Here is a 16,414-nt window from a genome sequence, read left to right as displayed (position 1 = left end):
TAATGGCTAAACATCTAACAGAAGACGATATCCAAAGGATCGTCTCGCTGATTGACGGCTGGGATGGGAAGCTCGGCTGGGAGACCCTGTGCGACGAGGCAGCAGCGATAGTCGGTGGCAGGCCCACGCGGCAAACACTGAGCTCGCACGAGGCGATCAAGTCCGCATTCGATCACCAGAAAAAGCTGTTGCGCTCGGGAGCGGTCGTTAAAAAACGACCCCCTAGTCTCGACATTGCGGCTCAACGTATTCGGCGCTTGGAGGCTGAAAACAGCAGGCTGACGCTCGAAAATGAACGTCTTCTGGAGCGCTTCCAGCGCTGGCAGTACAACGCTTACAAATTCAACGTCTCGGCAGCGAAACTGGATGCGCCACTGCTGCCTGTTGATCGTCATTCGGCGGAGAAGAAATCCTGATGGCCAACGGACAACAGATTGCCGAAGAGAACCTCGCGGCTTTCCTCGCCTGGGCGGCCTCCAAGACGGATGTCGACTTCAGAGAGTACGTCCATAACGGCAAGCTGAAGCGCACCGAGATCGCAAAGGAGTGCGGGTTTGGGAAAAGTGCGCTCACGCAGAACCCAGCTATTCGTAGTGCACTAGAAAATCTTGAAACCGAGCTCAGGGCCGCAGGCGTATTGCCGCCGCTAGTGGCTTCGCTGCCGGCTGGGCTGAAAGCGGAACCTCCATTGAGAGATGCCGATGCAAAACAGCGACGTCAGGATGCTCAGCGGCGGAACTCGCTGGAGCAGGAAAACGCGGCGCTGCGTGCAGAGCTTAGTGCTGCAAAGCAGATGCTGGAGCGCCACACGCTCATGAATGAATTCCTCGAAGAAACAGGACGGATGCCGCGATGAATGCCGCCGCGCCCTCACTGATCAGCGTCAGCGTTCGTATCACCAAGATTCGCTCCTCCAACCGGAAGGGCTGCATCGCTTTCGGTCATCGAATGGACATTGTTCGGGGCATCAATGATCGGTCACGCCCGGTTGTCATTCGAGTCCCGGACGCGATCGCCAAGCTTTCAGACGTCGCGGTGGGTGCCATCTTCGAGGTTTACGGTGAAGTCAGTACCGTCCTGAGGACTCACGGTACATATGCAGTCAGTGAGATGACGGTCGATGTCCAGGATATTCACCTTGTTCGCCCCAGTGGCTCTCAAGTCATTCAGTGGTTGGGTGACAACGTCAAAGGCGTCGGGGAAGTGAAAGCCACGCGGTTGTGGGATGCCCTCGGGGAGCGGTTGTACGAGGTGCTGGATCACGCTGATCACGCGGCAATCGAGCTCATCATTCCGACCAGCGATGTGAGGGAGCGATTGTTCAGCCGCTGGGCTGAAGATGGCGATGCAAAGACACTACGCTTTGTCCAGAACAAGCGGATCCCGTTAGACCTCGCCCGGAAAGCCATACGCTTTCACAAGAAGAACACCATCTCCGCGCTCATCAGCGATCCCTATCGTTTGCTTAGCTTTGCCGGTGCCTGGTCGGACGTCGATAAGATCGCCAGGGAGAGCTTTGATGTTCGCCTGGATGACCCACGTAGGCTGACTGCGGCACTTGAGGAGTCGCTCTATCGTGCCTCCGAGAAGGGGCACACATGCAGCTCGTTGAATGATCTACATACGACGATCGCCCAACTGATCAAGCCTCACTCCGCTCCCAGCGCGGCATTGGCGAGCGCTTTGATAGCCGGCTCCTCGGTGGGACAGTTCGTATTCAAAGAACTCGCAAACGTAGGAGCCATGCTGTTCGCGCCAGGCTCTTGGATTATGGAAAAGCGCTGCGCGCAGTTCATTCGGGATTTGATCATCACCCCCTCACTGCAACCGCAGTTGTTTCCTGTGAACGTGAGCGACGTGATCGCACGCTTCGAAGAAGATGAGCGGGCTCATTTGGGGCTTCCGGCGTTTGGGTTGAATCAAGCCCAGCGCGATGCCGTTGCTACGTCATTCTCGAAGCGATTCAGCATCATCACTGGCGGCGCAGGCGTAGGGAAAACCACTGTCCTCAAAGCCCTCTACAAAGCACTGGATACGACAGGCCGGCCACGTTTTCAAATGGCTCTGTCAGGTCGAGCCACGGCTCGTATGATCGAGGCTACGGGCGACGAAGCGCGGACTATCGCTGGCTTCCTGGGCCGGGTAAGCGACAAAGAAATGGGTCAGTCACCGATTATTGTTATCGACGAAGCTTCGATGCTGGATTTGGTGACGTTCTACCGGCTGGTTCAAAAGCTTCCACCCGAGTCCCAGGTGATCCTCGTGGGAGATCCGTATCAACTGCCACCGATTGGTGCCGGCCTGATTTTGCACGTGCTGTGCGGCATGGCCGGCGTGCCAACCACCGAGCTGATCGAAGTCAAACGCCAAGCCAAGGATTCAGCGATCCCCTTGGCATCTCGCCAGATTCGAGACGGTCAGTGCCCGGACTTCAGCTCTGATGAGAGTGATGACGTTGTATTCCTGCCTTGCTCTGATGAACAGATCATTCCCACCGTGATCAGGCTCTACGAGCAAGATCCCGAGAATACCCAGATTCTCTCGGCGACACGGTCATGTCGCTTCGCAGGCATCGATGCGCTAAACCGAACCTGCCACAACAAGTACGCCGATCATAGCCAGCAATTGCTGGCTGAGAACCCCGAAACCGGTGAGATCGAGTCGACTGGTCTGTGTGTCGGCGATCTTGTGATGTACACGGCAAATGATTGGGGTCGTAACCTGCAGAATGGCTCGCTTGGCCAGATCGACGAAGTGTTCGACGAGCCACGATCTGTGGATCTGGGTGATGAAGACAAGCCTCACATCTGCACCGCTCTGGGAATGGCCACCTTTGATGGGGTTCAACACTACATCCTGGATACTGACGTCGACTCCCTTGAACTGGCGTACTCCATCACCGTTCACAAAGCGCAGGGCTCACAGTTCAAGCGGGTCATCATCCCAGTGCGCAAATCGCGCATCCTTGACCGCACATTCGTCTACACCGCTGCGACACGAGCACAGGTGCAGGTAATCTTCGTCGGTGACATAGAAGCCGTGGAAGAGGCTATCGCGCTGCCTCCAAAGGCTTTCTCACGGCAGGTTGGATTACGTGCGCTTTTGGAGGCTGAGCTGCTCAAAATCGCTGCGTAGCGCGGCCTCACCACGAGCGTTGTACATCTCTAGAGGTGTACAAATGATTGATATAGTAACAAGCAATTGATAATCTACTGATGAGGGCTCAATAAGAGCATTGCTGTTCGGTATCAAGGTGACTATTGACCGACAGTGCGGATTGCAGGGCGCACCACCCTGCGGTAGCGGCAACCAGGCAACAACGGTTGGCTTCCGACCCAACCATTCTCGCGATAAGGAACGTCCTTAGAAGGAGTATGGTTTGCTAAGTAAGCGCTGCGACTACCAGCCCTCCTAGAACACCCTCGCAAAAGGCGCCCCTGTGGCGCCTTTTGTCATTCTACGTTGCAGATAACCTTTCCGACTTCGGTACCGTGTCCACGGCGATTGATCTTGTAGGCTGTCACAACCGAATAGAATTCGAATTCGTGATCTTCGTTCACAACGGGCTCCAGGATCACGCAGCCCTTCGAACTCCTCAGTACGGCGATCCGATAGCCATTCTTGGTTTGATGGAACTCACAGTAGATTGGGGCCTTGTGGACAATGATTGCAGCTACGTAGGCCGCCACATCGTCTACCGTCTTGCATCCCCAGCGTGGCAGCTCGTGGCCGTGTTCATCCCATATATGCTTGACGCCATACCCCTTGTTGGGCCCCATGTGTCGGCCTGCACGAAGGTGGATATGGCCCCCTGGCAGCGTGATGCCACGCGATTTGATCTCTGGAACATACCCGAAGCTTTGATGACCGGTGACTGGGTGTGCAATGAGGTCATCTTTGTGAAGGGTCGGCACATAGATAGATGAGAGGATGGGTGATTGCGGTTTTGACACGTCGGGCTCCATGCAGATGACACTATTGTGCCATAGCTCTGGCTAGCCCGTGTGTAGGTAGCCGTGAGCGAATATCTCACACGGCGGACATGCCTAATCTGATGGGTGAGAGGCGTCTGAGGTATACCGTTCGTCGGCTTAAAGTTGGCGCGAAGCTGTCCGAGATAGGGGCGGATCATTGGAGTGTTTTGTAAAGTTTGCGACGAGCTTTTCCCTCATTACGCGCTGAAATTACACGAAAAATCTTACTCTCTTCTTATGTTTCCAATTCATAACGATCGTCATCCCCAATGTTTATTGGTCACTCACTCACTCACTCGGTAAGGCGGTCAGGTTTCTGGTGTTTATAACCGTTCTAAAAAGCAGCGATCCAGCCAGTAAAAAAAAGCGAAGCCATCTGGCTTCGCTTTTTTGTGGGCGCCGTTAACTGGATAGCGTCGTCACGTTGGTCCGCGCGGTATGCAGTTTTTTGTAGCTCTCGATCAAGCGCAAGTGCCTGTCGAGCCCCTCCAGTTTCATGCTGGTCGGCGTCAAACCATGGAATCGCACGCTGCCATCGACCGAGCCGATCACGGCATCCATTCGTTCGTTGCCAAACATCCGGCGGAAATTGGCCTCGTAGTCTTCCAGTTCCAGGTCTTCGTCCAGCTTCATCTCCAGCACCGCGTTGACGGCTTGGTAGAACAAGCCGCGCTCAACCGTGTTGTCGTTGTACTGGAGGAACATCTCCACTGCCTCTTTCGCCTGTTCAAATTGCTGCAAGGCGAGATAAATCAGCAGCTTCAACTCCAGGATCGTCAGCTGACCCCAGGCCGTATTGTCGTCAAATTCGATGCCGATCAGGGAGGTGATGTCGGTGTAGTCATCCAGCTCACTTTCCACCAGGCGCTCAACCAGCGCTTGCAGTTCGTCGTCGTCCAGGCGATGCAGGTTCAGGATATCGGTGCGGAAGAAAAGCGCTTTGTTGGTGTTATCCCAGATCAGGTCGTCCACGGGATAGATTTCCGAATAGTCCGGCACCAGGATGCGGCACGCCGTCGCACCGATATGCTCGTAGACCGCCATATACACTTCTTTGCCCATGCCTTTGAGAATGCCGAACAAGGTCGCGGCTTCGTCGGTATTCGAGTTTTCACCCTGGCCGGAGAAGTCCCACTCCACGAATTCGTAATCGGACTTGGAGCTGAAGAAGCGCCACGACACCACGCCGCTGGAATCGATGAAGTGCTCGACGAAGTTATTCGGCTCGGTCACCGCATGGCCTTCAAACGTCGGCTGGGGCAAGTCGTTGAGGCCTTCGAAACTGCGGCCCTGGAGCAGTTCGGTCAGGCTGCGCTCCAGCGCCACTTCCAGGCTCGGGTGCGCGCCGAATGAGGCGAACACACCGCCGGTACGCGGGTTCATCAACGTGACGCACATCACCGGGAATTCACCGCCCAGGGATGCATCCTTCACCAATACGGGGAACCCTTGCTCTTCCAGCGCCTGAATACCGGCCAGTATCCCGGGGTACTTCGCCAGCACATCGGCGGGCACATCCGGCAGTGCAAATTCACCTTCGATGATTTCGCGTTTTACCGCACGCTCGAAGATCTCCGACAGGCATTGCACCTGGGCTTCGGCCAGCGTGTTGCCGGCACTCATGCCATTGCTCAAGAACAGGTTTTCAATCAGGTTGGACGGGAAATACACCACTTCGCCGTCCGACTGGCGCACGTATGGCAGCGAGCAGATGCCGCGCTCTTCATTGCCCGAGTTGGTGTCGATCAGGTGGGAGCCACGCAACTCGCCGTCGCGGTTGTAAATCTTCAGGCAGTACGCGTCGAGGATTTCGGCCGGCAGTTCATCTTTACGGCCAGGCTTGAACCAGCGTTCGTCCGGGTAATGCACAAACGGCGCGTTGGCGATCTCTTCGCCCCAAAACTGATCGTTGTAGAAGAAGTTGCAGTTGAGTCGCTCGATAAACTCGCCCAACGCCGACGCCAGCGCGCCTTCCTTGGTTGCGCCCTTGCCGTTGGTAAAACACATCGGCGAGTGCGCATCGCGGATATGCAGCGACCACACGTTGGGAACGATATTGCGCCAAGAGGCAATTTCAATCTTCATGCCCAGGTCCGCCAGAATGGCCGACATATTGGCGATGGTCTGCTCCAGCGGCAGATCCTTGCCCGCGATATAGGTGTGCGCCTCTGAATTGGTGGCAGGCATCAACAACGCTTGGGCATCGGCGTCGAGGTTTTCCACCTCTTCGATCACAAACTCAGGCCCGGCCTGGACCACTTTTTTCACGGTACACCGGTCGATGGAACGCAGGATGCCCTGGCGGTCCTTGTCGGAAATATCCGCCGGCAACTCGACCTGGATCTTGAAAATCTGGTTGTAGCGGTTTTCCGGATCAACAATGTTGTTCTGCGACAGGCGGATGTTTTCGGTCGGAATACTGCGAGTGTCGCAGTACAGCTTCACGAAATAAGCCGCACACAACGCCGACGAAGCCAGGAAGTAGTCGAACGGACCCGGTGCCGAGCCATCGCCCTTGTAGCGGATAGGTTGATCGGCCACCACCGTGAAGTCGTCGAACTTGGCTTCAAGTCGAAGGTTGTCGAGAAAGTTGACCTTGATTTCCATGGGGGATTACCAGAATTACGGCTAGACGATTTGGCCGCCATTATCCGGTATTTCGGCCGTAAGTCTCAGAAAAAAGGCCAGTCATGTGCTCACGCGACTGGCCTTCTTTGTTTAGGGCGCGTCGGATGAAAAAGCGTTGATCAGTGTTGCTCCGCCAGGAACTCGTCGGTGGACACTACGCTGGCATAGGCAAAACCCAAGGCCGACATGAAGGCGGCGTGAACGTGGGCGGCCGGAACGGTGAGGCCGTTGAACTCCAGGTCACGGGAGGCACAGGCGTCGTGAATCACGGTAACGCTGTAGCCAAAGTCCGCGGCGGCGCGGGTGATGCCATCGACACACATGTGGCTCATGCTGCCGACGACCACGAGCTCCTTGATGCCTTGTTCGTCGAGGATCGATTTCAGTTGTGTTTCACGGAACGAGTTGACGAAGTGCTTGAGCACGACCGGCTCATCGGCGCGATTCAGGACTTTGGGGTGCAGCTTCGCGCCTTCTGAACCCGGGGTGAAGAAAAGGGCTTCGTCGGAGGTGAATTCGTGGCGGATGTGCACCACCGAATCACCGGCATCGCGGAAGGCTTTGAGCAGACGAACGGCATTGTCCGCCGCGGCATCGGCGCCGACCAGCGGCCACTTGCCTTGGGGGAAGTAGTCGTTTTGGATATCAACTACGATGAGTGCTTGCTTGGCCATGACTGTTTCCTCGACGTGCTTGTTGGTGTGGAATGAAGTATTGGGTCTGGTAGGCCGTCCGAGAATTGGCCGCACCGACAATAGAAGGGGGAAAACTGACAATGGACGCAGAAAGGCCAATCGCCGAGTTGGGCGTGCTGATCTATCCCGGTGCGCAGATGGCGGCGGTGCATGGATTGACAGACTTATTCGGGGTGGCGAACCGGATTGCCGCCGAGCATCAGGCGGCGCAGTTGCCGTTGCTGCGGGTCAGCCATTGGCAGGTTGATGGCGAGCAGACGCCCGAGCGGGTCTACGACAGTCATCCTGCTGCGGACGGCGCGTTGGTGGCGGTGTTGATCCCGCCGTCGATTGCCGGTTTTTCCGAAGGCCAGGCACCTCAGGCGCTGTTTCGCTGGCTGCGTCAGCAACACGCCAATGGCGCGACACTCGGCGGAGTTTGTGTGGGATCGATTCTGTTGGCCGAGAGCGGCCTGCTCGACGGCCGTAGCGCTACCACCCACTGGACCTCGGCCAAAGCCTTCGCCGAGCGTTACCCGGCGATCAACCTCAAGGCCGATACGCCCATCGTTGACGACGGCGACCTGATCACCACCGCCGGGTTGATGGCCTGGTCCGAACTGGGCTTGCGTCTGGTCAACCGCCTGCTGGGGCCAAGCATCGCCACCAGTACCGCGCGGTTTTTGGTGGTGGAGCACAGCGACAGCGCGAGTGAATGCGGCAGCAATTTTTCACCGATTCTCAGCCATGGCGATGCCTCGATTCTTAAGGTCCAGCATTGGCTGCAGAGCACCGGAGCGACCGATGTGTCGGTGGCGACGATGGCCGAGCGGGCAGGGCTGGAAGAACGCACATTCCTGCGTCGGTTTCGCGCGGCAACCGGACTCAAACCCACTGAGTACTGCCAGCACCTGCGGGTCGGCAAGGCGCGGGAAATGCTGGAGTTCACCAACGGCACCATCGATCACATTGCCTGGACGGTGGGTTATCAGGATCCGAGTGCCTTTAGGGCGACGTTCAAGAAGATTACCGGGTTGGCGCCAAGTGATTACCGGACACGGTTTGGGGTGACGCCGACTGCAGTAACTCGTTAGCTGCATCACCCCTATCCCCTGTGGGAGCGAGCTTGCTCGCGATAGCGGTGTGTCAGGCAACATCAATAGTGAAAGGCATGGCCCCATCGTCGGAACGCCGCCCGGACCAAGCTCGCTCCCACAGGGACATGCGCCAGGCTTGAGTCGTGCAAAATGCCAGAGTTGAAACCCTTGTCGTGCAGAATCAAACAGGCAGGGTGCCATCATGTTTTTCGTAACTGGCTGATTTGAAAAACGTTTGTCTTTGGCCCCCCTTGGCCTGATCTCTGCACCCCTCCTATTACATTCATCAAGCGCAGATTGAAGGGGGACGCATGACCCCAACAAATCGCAAGAAACTGGTGGTCGCCCACTCCGTGCGCCCCGAGGCGCCGTTGCACGAAGTGGAAACCAATCGTGCGCTGGCCCGTTGGCTGGCGCAGATCCTGGGGCTTAAATACGGCGGCAGTTACGACCCCGAATTGCACAACGGGCGAGACCTGTATCTGTTGCCGACCCAGACGCTTGTGGGCGTCGCTGCCGCCCGGCAATTAGGCGTCAAGGGGCCGGAGGATTTGTGGGGCGGTTATGTCGACCATGATTTCATCTGCACCAAAGCCATCAGCCACGGGTTACGCAACAAAGATGCTCACGCACCGGAAGGCTGGTCACCGTTGTTTTCCGAACGGGTGCGCAGCGTGGTGCTCGACGGCCTCAGTGTTTTCTCCATGGACGATGCGCGTCCTGCGGCGGAGCATCTGCTCTACAGCGGCCCGATCCGCATCAAGCCTATTCACGCCTGCGCCGGGCGCGGTCAGGAAGTGATCAAAAGCCTCGACCAGTTCGATGCCATCCTCGCCAGACCCGAGGCCAAAGCGCTGTTCACCGAAGGCGTGGTGCTGGAGCAGGATCTGGACCAGGTGATCACCCACAGCGTCGGTCAGAGTTTTATCGGCGACACGGTGCTGAGTTATTGCGGTGATCAATACTTGACCGAAGACGGTCAGGGCGAGCAGGTTTATGGAGGGTCCAACCTGCTGGTGGTGCGGGGTCACTACGACGATTTGCTCGAACTGGAACTGCCGGACGATGTGCGGCTGGCAATCCGGCAGGCGCAAGTGTTTGACCGTGCCGCGGATGAGGCTTATCCCGGTTTCTACGCCTCGCGGCGCAACTACGACATCGCCCAAGGCGTGGACAGTAATGGCAAACAGCGTAGCGGCGTGCTCGAGCAATCCTGGCGGATGGGCGGTGCCAGCAGCGCTGAAGTCGCCGCCTTGCAGAGCTTCGTCAACGACCCCGGGATGCGCGCGATTCGCGTGTCGTCGGTCGAGACCTACATCGACCAGCCGCTGCCGGCGGACGCCATTGAGGTGTATCGCGGGCCGGCGCAAAACAGTGACTTTCTCCTCAAGTACGTAACGGTTAAATCCTATGACGGCTAGAAGCGAAACCATTCAAATCGACATCGACGATGAACAGATGGTCGGGACCTTTCTCAGTCCAAAATCGAAAGTGCCCGGCGTGCTCTTTGTGCACGGTTGGGGCGGCAGTCAGGAGCGGGACCTGGAACGGGCGAAAGGCATCGCCGGTTTGGGGTGCGTGTGCCTGACGTTCGACTTGCGCGGACATACCGGTGGGGCCGGTATTGCGCTGAGTCGAGTCACGCGCGAAGACAACCTGCGCGACCTGCTGGCGGCGTATGACCGCTTGCTCGCGCACCCGGCGCTCGATACATCGGCGATTGCCGTGGTCGGCACCAGTTATGGCGGTTACCTGGCCTCGATCCTGACATCGTTGCGTCCGGTGCGCTGGCTGGCGTTGCGGGTGCCGGCGCTGTATCGCGATGATCAATGGCACACGCCCAAACGTGACCTGGACAAGCTCGATTTACGTGATTACCGCAGCACGTTAGTCCGTGCCGACAGCAATCGTGCGCTGTATGCCTGTTCGCAATTCACCGGGGATGTGCTGCTGGTCGAATCAGAGACCGACGACTATGTGCCCCACGCGACGATCATGAGTTACCGCGCGGCCTGTCAGCAGACCCACTCGCTGACCCACCGGATTATCGACGGCGCCGATCACGCCTTGAGCGAACCCGTTTCGCAACAGGCGTACACCTCGATCCTGGTGGGCTGGATCACCGAAATGGTGGTGGGCGAGCGGTTGAGCATTATTCAGTCATCGTGAAAACCAATCAGTTAAGCCAAAACGCGATCCGTAGCAGCTGGCGAAGCCTGCGTTCGGCTGCGCAGCAGTCGTGAAATCAGACGATGCGGTGTTTCAGGAGGACCGCAAGCTCAGGTTTTACGACTGCTTCGCAGCCGAACGCAGGCTTCGCCAGCTGCTACGGATTGAGTCGTTCTAAACTGATTGGCATTAGGCTGTTAATCCCGGGGCTTTTTCGAGATCCGCAACGACTTGGCCTTGGCTTCCACGATCAGGTACATCACCAGGGTAATCAGTAACGGCAAGATGAAATAAATCGCCCGATAGGCCAGCAATCCGGCCACGAGACTGCCTCGGGACACTTCATGTTGCAGCAGCGCCACGAACACCGCTTCAAGCACGCCGAGCCCGGCGGGGATGTGCGTGATAACCCCGGCAATCGCGCTGATCAGCAACACCCCGAGCACCAGCGGGTAATCCAGCTTGCTCGGCAGCAAGGTGAAAATCACCGCCGCCATCAGCGACCAGTTCAGCGCCCCGAGGGCCAGTTGCAGCACCGCCATGCGCAGGGACGGCAGGTTGATTTCCACCCCGCGTATTGCCCACTCCCGACGCTTGGAAAACTGACACGCTGCCAGGTACCCCGCGCTCAACAACAGCAACAACACGCCCACCCCTTGCAATGCACCGCTGCTCAGCTTCCAGCCTGGCGGCATTCGCACCAGGCCGCTGCTGAACACTGCACCGGCAATCACCATGTAACCGAACCAGTTTGTCGCGAGGCTCAACCCTAAAATTTTCGCGATGTTGCCCTTGCTCACCCCGAGTCGCGAATACAGCCGATAACGCATGGCAATACCGCCGACCCAAGCGCTCAGATTGAGGTTGAAGGCATAGCTGATAATCCCCACCGGCAGGATCTGCTTCCACGTCAGGTCCTGGCGAATGTAGGTACGGCCGATCAGGTCGAAGCAGGCGTAAACCAGAAAACTCACCACGGTCAGACCTGACGCGATGATCAGCGTACGCACCTTGAAATCGGCGAGGTTGTCGAACACTTCATCCCATTCGAGGCGCTGGGCAAGCATCGTGAACAGCACAATCAGCGCCAGGAAAAACAGCATCGTCAGCGGCCGTTTCCAGCGGCTCCAGCGGCGTGTGCCCGGCGTTTCGGCGTGGGTCGCCGGTTGTGTATCTGAGTGGCTCATCAGGTGTCACCCCCGGCGGAATGGGTAAAAGGTTTCAGGCGCGGTTTATGCGCCGGCAGCCAACCGGCCCAAGCCGGGAAGTGGCGCAGAAAGTGAAACACCAGAAAGCCGACGGTCATGTGCCAGACCCGTCCGCGCGGGGCTTTGTCGGCGCACATGACCTTGCAATGGTTGTTACTCAGGTCTTCGAGGCGCTCGAACAGGTCGCGGTTGAAAGTGCGATCGCGGATCAACACATTGGCTTCCAGGTTCATGGACAGGCTCAACGGGTCGAGGTTGCTCGAACCGACCGTGCTCCAATCTTCATCCACCAGCGCGACTTTGCCGTGCAGTGGACGCTCGCAATATTCGTGAATCTGCACACCGGATTTGAGCAGGTAGTCATAGGTCATGCGCGCGGCGAGTTTGGCCACCAGCATGTCGGGCTGACCTTGCAGGATCAGCCGCACATCGACGCCACGGCGCGCCGCGTTGCGGATCTCGCGCAGCAGGCGATAGCCCGGAAAGAAGTAGGCATTGGCGATCACTACCCGGCGTTGGGCACTGCGCAGCACCTGCCGGTAAACCTCTTCGATATCAGTCGGGTGCTCGCCGTTGTCGCGGTACACCAGGCGAACCTGGCCGTCATGTTCGGTGAACGCCAGTTCCGAGCGCCGTTGCCTGCGTCGTTGCCACCAGTATTTGGCGCGAGCCGGGCGACCGCATTGCAGCAAGGCGAAGTGATGAATGTCGGCCACCGCCGGGCCTTGCACTTCAACGGAATAATCCTGCTTGGCCTCAGGGCCGAAGTCAGCCAGATGGTCGGCAGAAAAGTTGATGCCGCCGATGAACGCAATCGTGCCATCGACCACCACGATCTTGCGGTGCAGGCGGCGGAACCAGTTGGTGCGGATGCCCAGACGTTTGGGCGCGGGGTCGAAAATCTGGATGTGCACGCCGGCCTCGCTCAGGGCAGCGAGGTATCCCGTGCTCAGTTCACCGCAGCCAAAGCCATCGAGACTGGCGGTGATCCGCACGCCGCGTTGAGCGGCGGCGATCAGGACTTCCTGTAGCTCATCACCGACCTTGTCCTCAAACACAATGAAGGTTTCCAGGAGGATTTCAGTCTTCGCCTGACGCATGGCCTCGAACACCCGAGGGAAATACGCTTCGCCGTTTTCCAGCAGCTCTACGCGGTTGTTGCCTTGCCAGCCATATTCGACGTCGACCACGCCCGGTTCACGGATCGGCGGGGTTGTGGATAAGTGCTCCACATCGGTTTTATCCATCGATGGGCTGCTCATAGCTCGATCTCCACCGACAGCGGTACGTGGTCGGAAAGGTGTGACCAGGGCCGCGCGGCCAGCACTTGTGGCTGACTGGCCTTGAGGTTGCGCACGTAGATGCGATCAAGGCGCAACGCTGGCAAACGTGCTGGAAAACTGCGCGCCGGTTTGCCGTGGAGTTCGGCGAAAACCTCCCGCAAACCGCAGGGGTTGAGCAGTGCATCGGCGCGCTGGCGCCAGTCGTTGAAGTCACCGGCAACGATCACCGGGGCATCGCTAGGCAGTTCTTCAATACGCTGGGCCAGCAACTTGAGTTGTTCGGTCCGGTGGGTTTCGTGAAGGCCCAGATGCACACAAATGGCATGCACTTCCTGGCCGTCACCGGGCAGGCGCAGCACGCAATGCAGGATGCCGCGATTCTCGTGACCGCTGATGGAAACGTCGAGGTTGTCGTGGCGAATGATCTGGAATTTCGACAGCAGCGCATTGCCGTGATCGCCCGCCGGATAGACCGCGTTGCGCCCATAGGCGAACTGCGGCCACAGCGTGTCGGCGAGGAATTCGTATTGCGGCATTGCCGGCCAATTGCTGTAACGCTGGGGATGATGCTCGTGGGTGCCGTGGACTTCCTGCAAAAACACCACGTCGGCGGACACACTGCGCACCGCTTCGCGTAATTCGGGCAGGATGAAACGCCGGTTGAGCGCGGTGAAACCCTTGTGCGTGTTGACCGTCAGCACGGTGAAGCGGCGCACGGAGGTGATGATGGGTTGCTGTTCGTCGGTGGTGCCGACCGGTTCGGAAATGCTCATGACAGCACTCCTTCGGCGGCCAGTTCACCGGGGCGGGTGGCGAGGTCTTTATCCAGATGAAAGCGCTCCAGCAAGCGGCGGGCATCGAAGGGGGCGCGGACTTTGATGTCGTTGTCGAAGTAGCAAAACACCTCACGGGACTTGCGCGCCTTGGGCTTTTGCCGAGGTGCGATCAGGTGCGGGTCGGGCGGTTGCTGGCCGTGATACCAGGCCTCGATCCGGTCACCCCAGCGTTTCAGCGCCTCGGGGGTGTAACCGCTGGCATAAAGTTCTTCGGCACCGTGCAGGCGCAGGTAAACGAAGTCGCTGGTGAGGTCTTCGCGGTACGGCCATTTACCGGCGGTGTCGGCGATGACGAGGGCCGCGTTATAGCGTTTGAGCAGGCGGATGAAGGCGGGGTCGACGAAGCTCTCGTTTCTGATTTCTAAGGCATGGCGCAAAGGCTTTTTCCCGTAGGCCTGCAGGCTGGCGTGACCGTTCACGTGCGCATCATGCTGGCGGGCGAGGGCGGCGGCCTCTTCGGTGTTGTGCGGCAACTGCTCCAGGAAGGTCTCGAACAACTCGGCATCGAATTTGAAGTTGGGCGGGAATTGCCAGAGGATCGGGCCGAGTTTTTCTTTGAGTTCCAGTACCCCGGACGCAAAGAAATTCGCCAAGGGTTTATGGACGTCCCGCAGTCGCCTGATGTGGGTGATGAAACGCGGGGCTTTGACGCTGAAAACGAAGCCCCTCGGGGTTTCGGCGTACCACTGGGCATAACGTTCGGGCCGTTGCAGGGCGTAAAACGATCCATTGATTTCGATGCTGTTGACCGCCCGTGAGGCGAATTGCAATTCGCGCTTGTGGGTCAGCCCCTTCGGGTAGAAATCCCCCCGCCAGGGCGTGTAGCGCCAGCCTGAAATACCGATGTGGATCGCCGCCATGTCGCCTCCCGTCTGATGGTTCTCGGACTGCCCCTGTCTTTTGATGACTGCGGGGCAGGCGAGAAAGTTTCGACGGGACTACGGACGGCACACGCTCAACCAAACACCACCGATCAAAATGTGGGAGCGAGCTTGCTCGCGATAGCGGTGTGTCAGTTACATCAATGCTGGATGTGCTGCCGTCATCGCGAGCAAGCTCGCTCCCACAGGGTTTAGTGTCCGGCAACAACCTGGGTCGAGCTTTCGGCATACACCGGACCCAACCGATCAAGACGACCGCTCCACGCCGTCAATGCCAACGCGACCAGCACCACCAGACCACCAATCCACGCGGTATGAATCAGGCCCATGTGAGCAACGATCAAGCCACCGCCCCACGCGCCACCAGCAATGCCGAGGTTGAACGCGGCGATGTTCAGGCCCGACGCTACGTCCACCGCATGCGGGGTGTGATGTTCGGCCTGACGCACCACGTAAACCTGCAGGCCCGGCACGTTGCCGAACGCAACCGCACCCCAGACCAGCACGGTGGCCAGGGCCAGCCATGGGTTGCCGGCGGTAAAGGTTAGTACGAACAACACCGCAGCGAGCAGGGCGAAGATGATTTTCAGGGCGCTGATCGGGCCGCGTTTGTCCGCCAGTTTGCCGCCCCAGATGTTACCGACGGCCACCGAGATGCCGTAGACCAGCAGCACCAGGCTGACGGTGCTGGCGCTGAAGCCGGAAATGTCTTGAAGAATCGGAGCCAGGAAGGTGAACGCGATGAACGAGCCGCCGTAACCGACCGCGGTCATGGCGTACACCAGCAGCAGACGGGGTTGCTTGAGCACCTGCAATTGCTGCAACAGTGAAGCCGGTTTGCTGTGGGCAATGTTTTTCGGCACGTAAAGCAGGCTGCCAATGAACGCGATCACGCCCAGTGCAGAAACCGCGAGGAAGGTGTCACGCCAGCCGAAATGCTGACCAATGAACGTCCCCAGTGGTACGCCGGTGACCAGTGCCACGGTCAGGCCGGTGAACATGATGGCGATCGCGCTGGCGGCTTTTTCCTTCGGCACGAGGCTGGTGGCGATGGTCGAACCAATCGAGAAGAACACCCCGTGGGCCAGACCGGTGACGATCCGCGCAATGACCAGCGACTCGTAACTCGGCGCTTTCCAGGCCAGCAGGTTGCCGAGGGTGAACAGCACCATCAGCGACAACAGCAGCATTTTGCGCGGGACTTTGCCGGTGAGGGCGGTCAGCACCGGGGCGCCAATGGCAACGCCCAATGCGTAGAGGCTGACCAGCAGGCCGGCGGACGGCAGGCTGACGCCAAGGTCGGCGCCGATGGTGGGTAACAGGCCAACGATGACGAACTCGGTCGTCCCGATGGCGAAGGCGCTGAGGGTCAGCGCGAGCAAGGCAATGGGCATGGCTGCAACTCCGGTGGATTGATTGATGGAGCGCAGTGTCGGGGTTTGGGTTGTGTGGAAAAATACAGGGATGGGCATTTGAGATTTGCTTTGTGCGCAAAGATCAAAAGCGCCCCTCACCCTAACCCTCTCCCCAAAGGGGCGAGGGGACTGACCGACGTGTCTTTCGAAATACTGCGACCTGAATATTCGGAGTCGAACTCAGGTCCGGAAAGCCATGGAGATCTGCTCCCTTTCCCCTCTCCCCTCTGGGGAGAGGGCTGGGGTGAG

General features: G+C 58.4%; 14 protein-coding genes. 6 read left to right on the top strand and 8 right to left on the bottom strand.

What is annotated here, in order from left to right; genetic code table 11:
* Positions 1-2 precede the first annotated feature (2 nt).
* The 3 genes from VD17_RS06900 to VD17_RS06890 are packed head-to-tail and all read left to right on the top strand — an operon-like array spanning position 3 to position 3,135.
* Complete coding sequence (locus VD17_RS06900; RefSeq protein ID WP_046053251.1) at positions 3-416, top strand: hypothetical protein; 414 nt, start codon at positions 3-5, stop codon at positions 414-416.
* Positions 416-856, top strand: coding sequence for a VPA1267 family protein (locus VD17_RS06895; RefSeq protein WP_046053250.1), 441 nt, complete (start codon positions 416-418; stop codon positions 854-856). Before VD17_RS06900 ends, VD17_RS06895 begins: the two co-directional genes overlap by 1 nt.
* Positions 853-3,135, top strand: coding sequence for an ATP-dependent DNA helicase (locus VD17_RS06890; RefSeq protein WP_046053249.1), 2,283 nt, complete (start codon positions 853-855; stop codon positions 3,133-3,135). Before VD17_RS06895 ends, VD17_RS06890 begins: the two co-directional genes overlap by 4 nt.
* Positions 3,136-3,452: 317 nt before the next feature.
* On the opposite strand, the gene VD17_RS31485 is transcribed toward VD17_RS06890, so the two are convergent.
* The 3 genes from VD17_RS31485 to VD17_RS06875 form a co-directional block, all read right to left on the bottom strand.
* On the bottom strand, positions 3,453-3,953 hold the full coding sequence (locus VD17_RS31485) for a hypothetical protein (protein ID WP_259674542.1): 501 nt from the start codon (positions 3,951-3,953) through the stop codon (positions 3,453-3,455).
* A 423-nt stretch (positions 3,954-4,376) separates the two neighbouring features.
* The gene (locus tag VD17_RS06880) at positions 4,377-6,581 is read right to left on the bottom strand and encodes an OsmC domain/YcaO domain-containing protein (protein ID WP_046053247.1); all 2,205 of its coding nucleotides are present in this window, start codon (positions 6,579-6,581) and stop codon (positions 4,377-4,379) included.
* 140 nt (positions 6,582-6,721) lie between these two features.
* Positions 6,722-7,276 (bottom strand): cysteine hydrolase family protein, encoded by a 555-nt coding sequence (locus VD17_RS06875; protein WP_046053246.1) that lies wholly within the window; start codon positions 7,274-7,276, stop codon positions 6,722-6,724.
* Between the two features lie 101 nt (positions 7,277-7,377).
* Here VD17_RS06875 and VD17_RS06870 point away from each other — a divergent pair, with 101 nt between their 5' ends.
* From VD17_RS06870 to VD17_RS06860, 3 genes are all read left to right on the top strand, one after another.
* Positions 7,378-8,370 (top strand): GlxA family transcriptional regulator, encoded by a 993-nt coding sequence (locus tag VD17_RS06870; protein WP_046053245.1) that lies wholly within the window; start codon positions 7,378-7,380, stop codon positions 8,368-8,370.
* Positions 8,371-8,684: 314 nt separating this feature from the next.
* Positions 8,685-9,794: a DUF3182 family protein gene (locus tag VD17_RS06865; RefSeq protein ID WP_046053244.1), complete on the top strand. Its 1,110-nt coding sequence runs from the start codon at positions 8,685-8,687 to the stop codon at positions 9,792-9,794.
* Positions 9,784-10,542 carry an alpha/beta hydrolase family protein gene (locus VD17_RS06860; RefSeq protein WP_046053243.1) on the top strand — a complete coding sequence of 253 codons (759 nt, stop codon included), beginning with the start codon at positions 9,784-9,786 and terminating at the stop codon, positions 10,540-10,542. The genes VD17_RS06865 and VD17_RS06860 overlap by 11 nt, the downstream gene beginning before the upstream one ends.
* A gap of 197 nt (positions 10,543-10,739) precedes the next feature.
* On the opposite strand, the gene VD17_RS06855 is transcribed toward VD17_RS06860, so the two are convergent.
* The 5 genes from VD17_RS06855 to VD17_RS06835 all read right to left on the bottom strand — a co-directional run bounded on the left by VD17_RS06855 (position 10,740) and on the right by VD17_RS06835 (position 16,144).
* Positions 10,740-11,729: a lysylphosphatidylglycerol synthase domain-containing protein gene (locus VD17_RS06855; RefSeq protein WP_046053242.1), complete on the bottom strand. Its 990-nt coding sequence runs from the start codon at positions 11,727-11,729 to the stop codon at positions 10,740-10,742.
* On the bottom strand, positions 11,729-13,012 hold the full coding sequence (gene clsB / locus VD17_RS06850; RefSeq protein WP_046053241.1) for a cardiolipin synthase ClsB: 1,284 nt from the start codon (positions 13,010-13,012) through the stop codon (positions 11,729-11,731). The genes VD17_RS06855 and clsB overlap by 1 nt, the downstream gene beginning before the upstream one ends.
* Positions 13,009-13,806, bottom strand: a complete 798-nt coding sequence (locus tag VD17_RS06845) for an endonuclease/exonuclease/phosphatase family protein (RefSeq protein ID WP_046053240.1) — start codon at positions 13,804-13,806, stop codon at positions 13,009-13,011. The genes clsB and VD17_RS06845 overlap by 4 nt, the downstream gene beginning before the upstream one ends.
* Positions 13,803-14,729: a DUF72 domain-containing protein gene (locus VD17_RS06840; protein WP_046053239.1), complete on the bottom strand. Its 927-nt coding sequence runs from the start codon at positions 14,727-14,729 to the stop codon at positions 13,803-13,805. Before VD17_RS06840 ends, VD17_RS06845 begins: the two co-directional genes overlap by 4 nt.
* 212 nt (positions 14,730-14,941) lie before the next feature.
* Positions 14,942-16,144, bottom strand: coding sequence for an MFS transporter (locus VD17_RS06835; RefSeq protein ID WP_046053238.1), 1,203 nt, complete (start codon positions 16,142-16,144; stop codon positions 14,942-14,944).
* Positions 16,145-16,414 lie beyond the last annotated feature (270 nt).

This window comes from Pseudomonas fluorescens (assembly GCF_000968015.1).
In the GTDB taxonomy this organism is placed as follows: Bacteria; Pseudomonadota; Gammaproteobacteria; order Pseudomonadales; family Pseudomonadaceae; genus Aquipseudomonas; species Aquipseudomonas fluorescens_W.
This window is presented reverse-complemented; position numbering and strand designations above follow the sequence as displayed.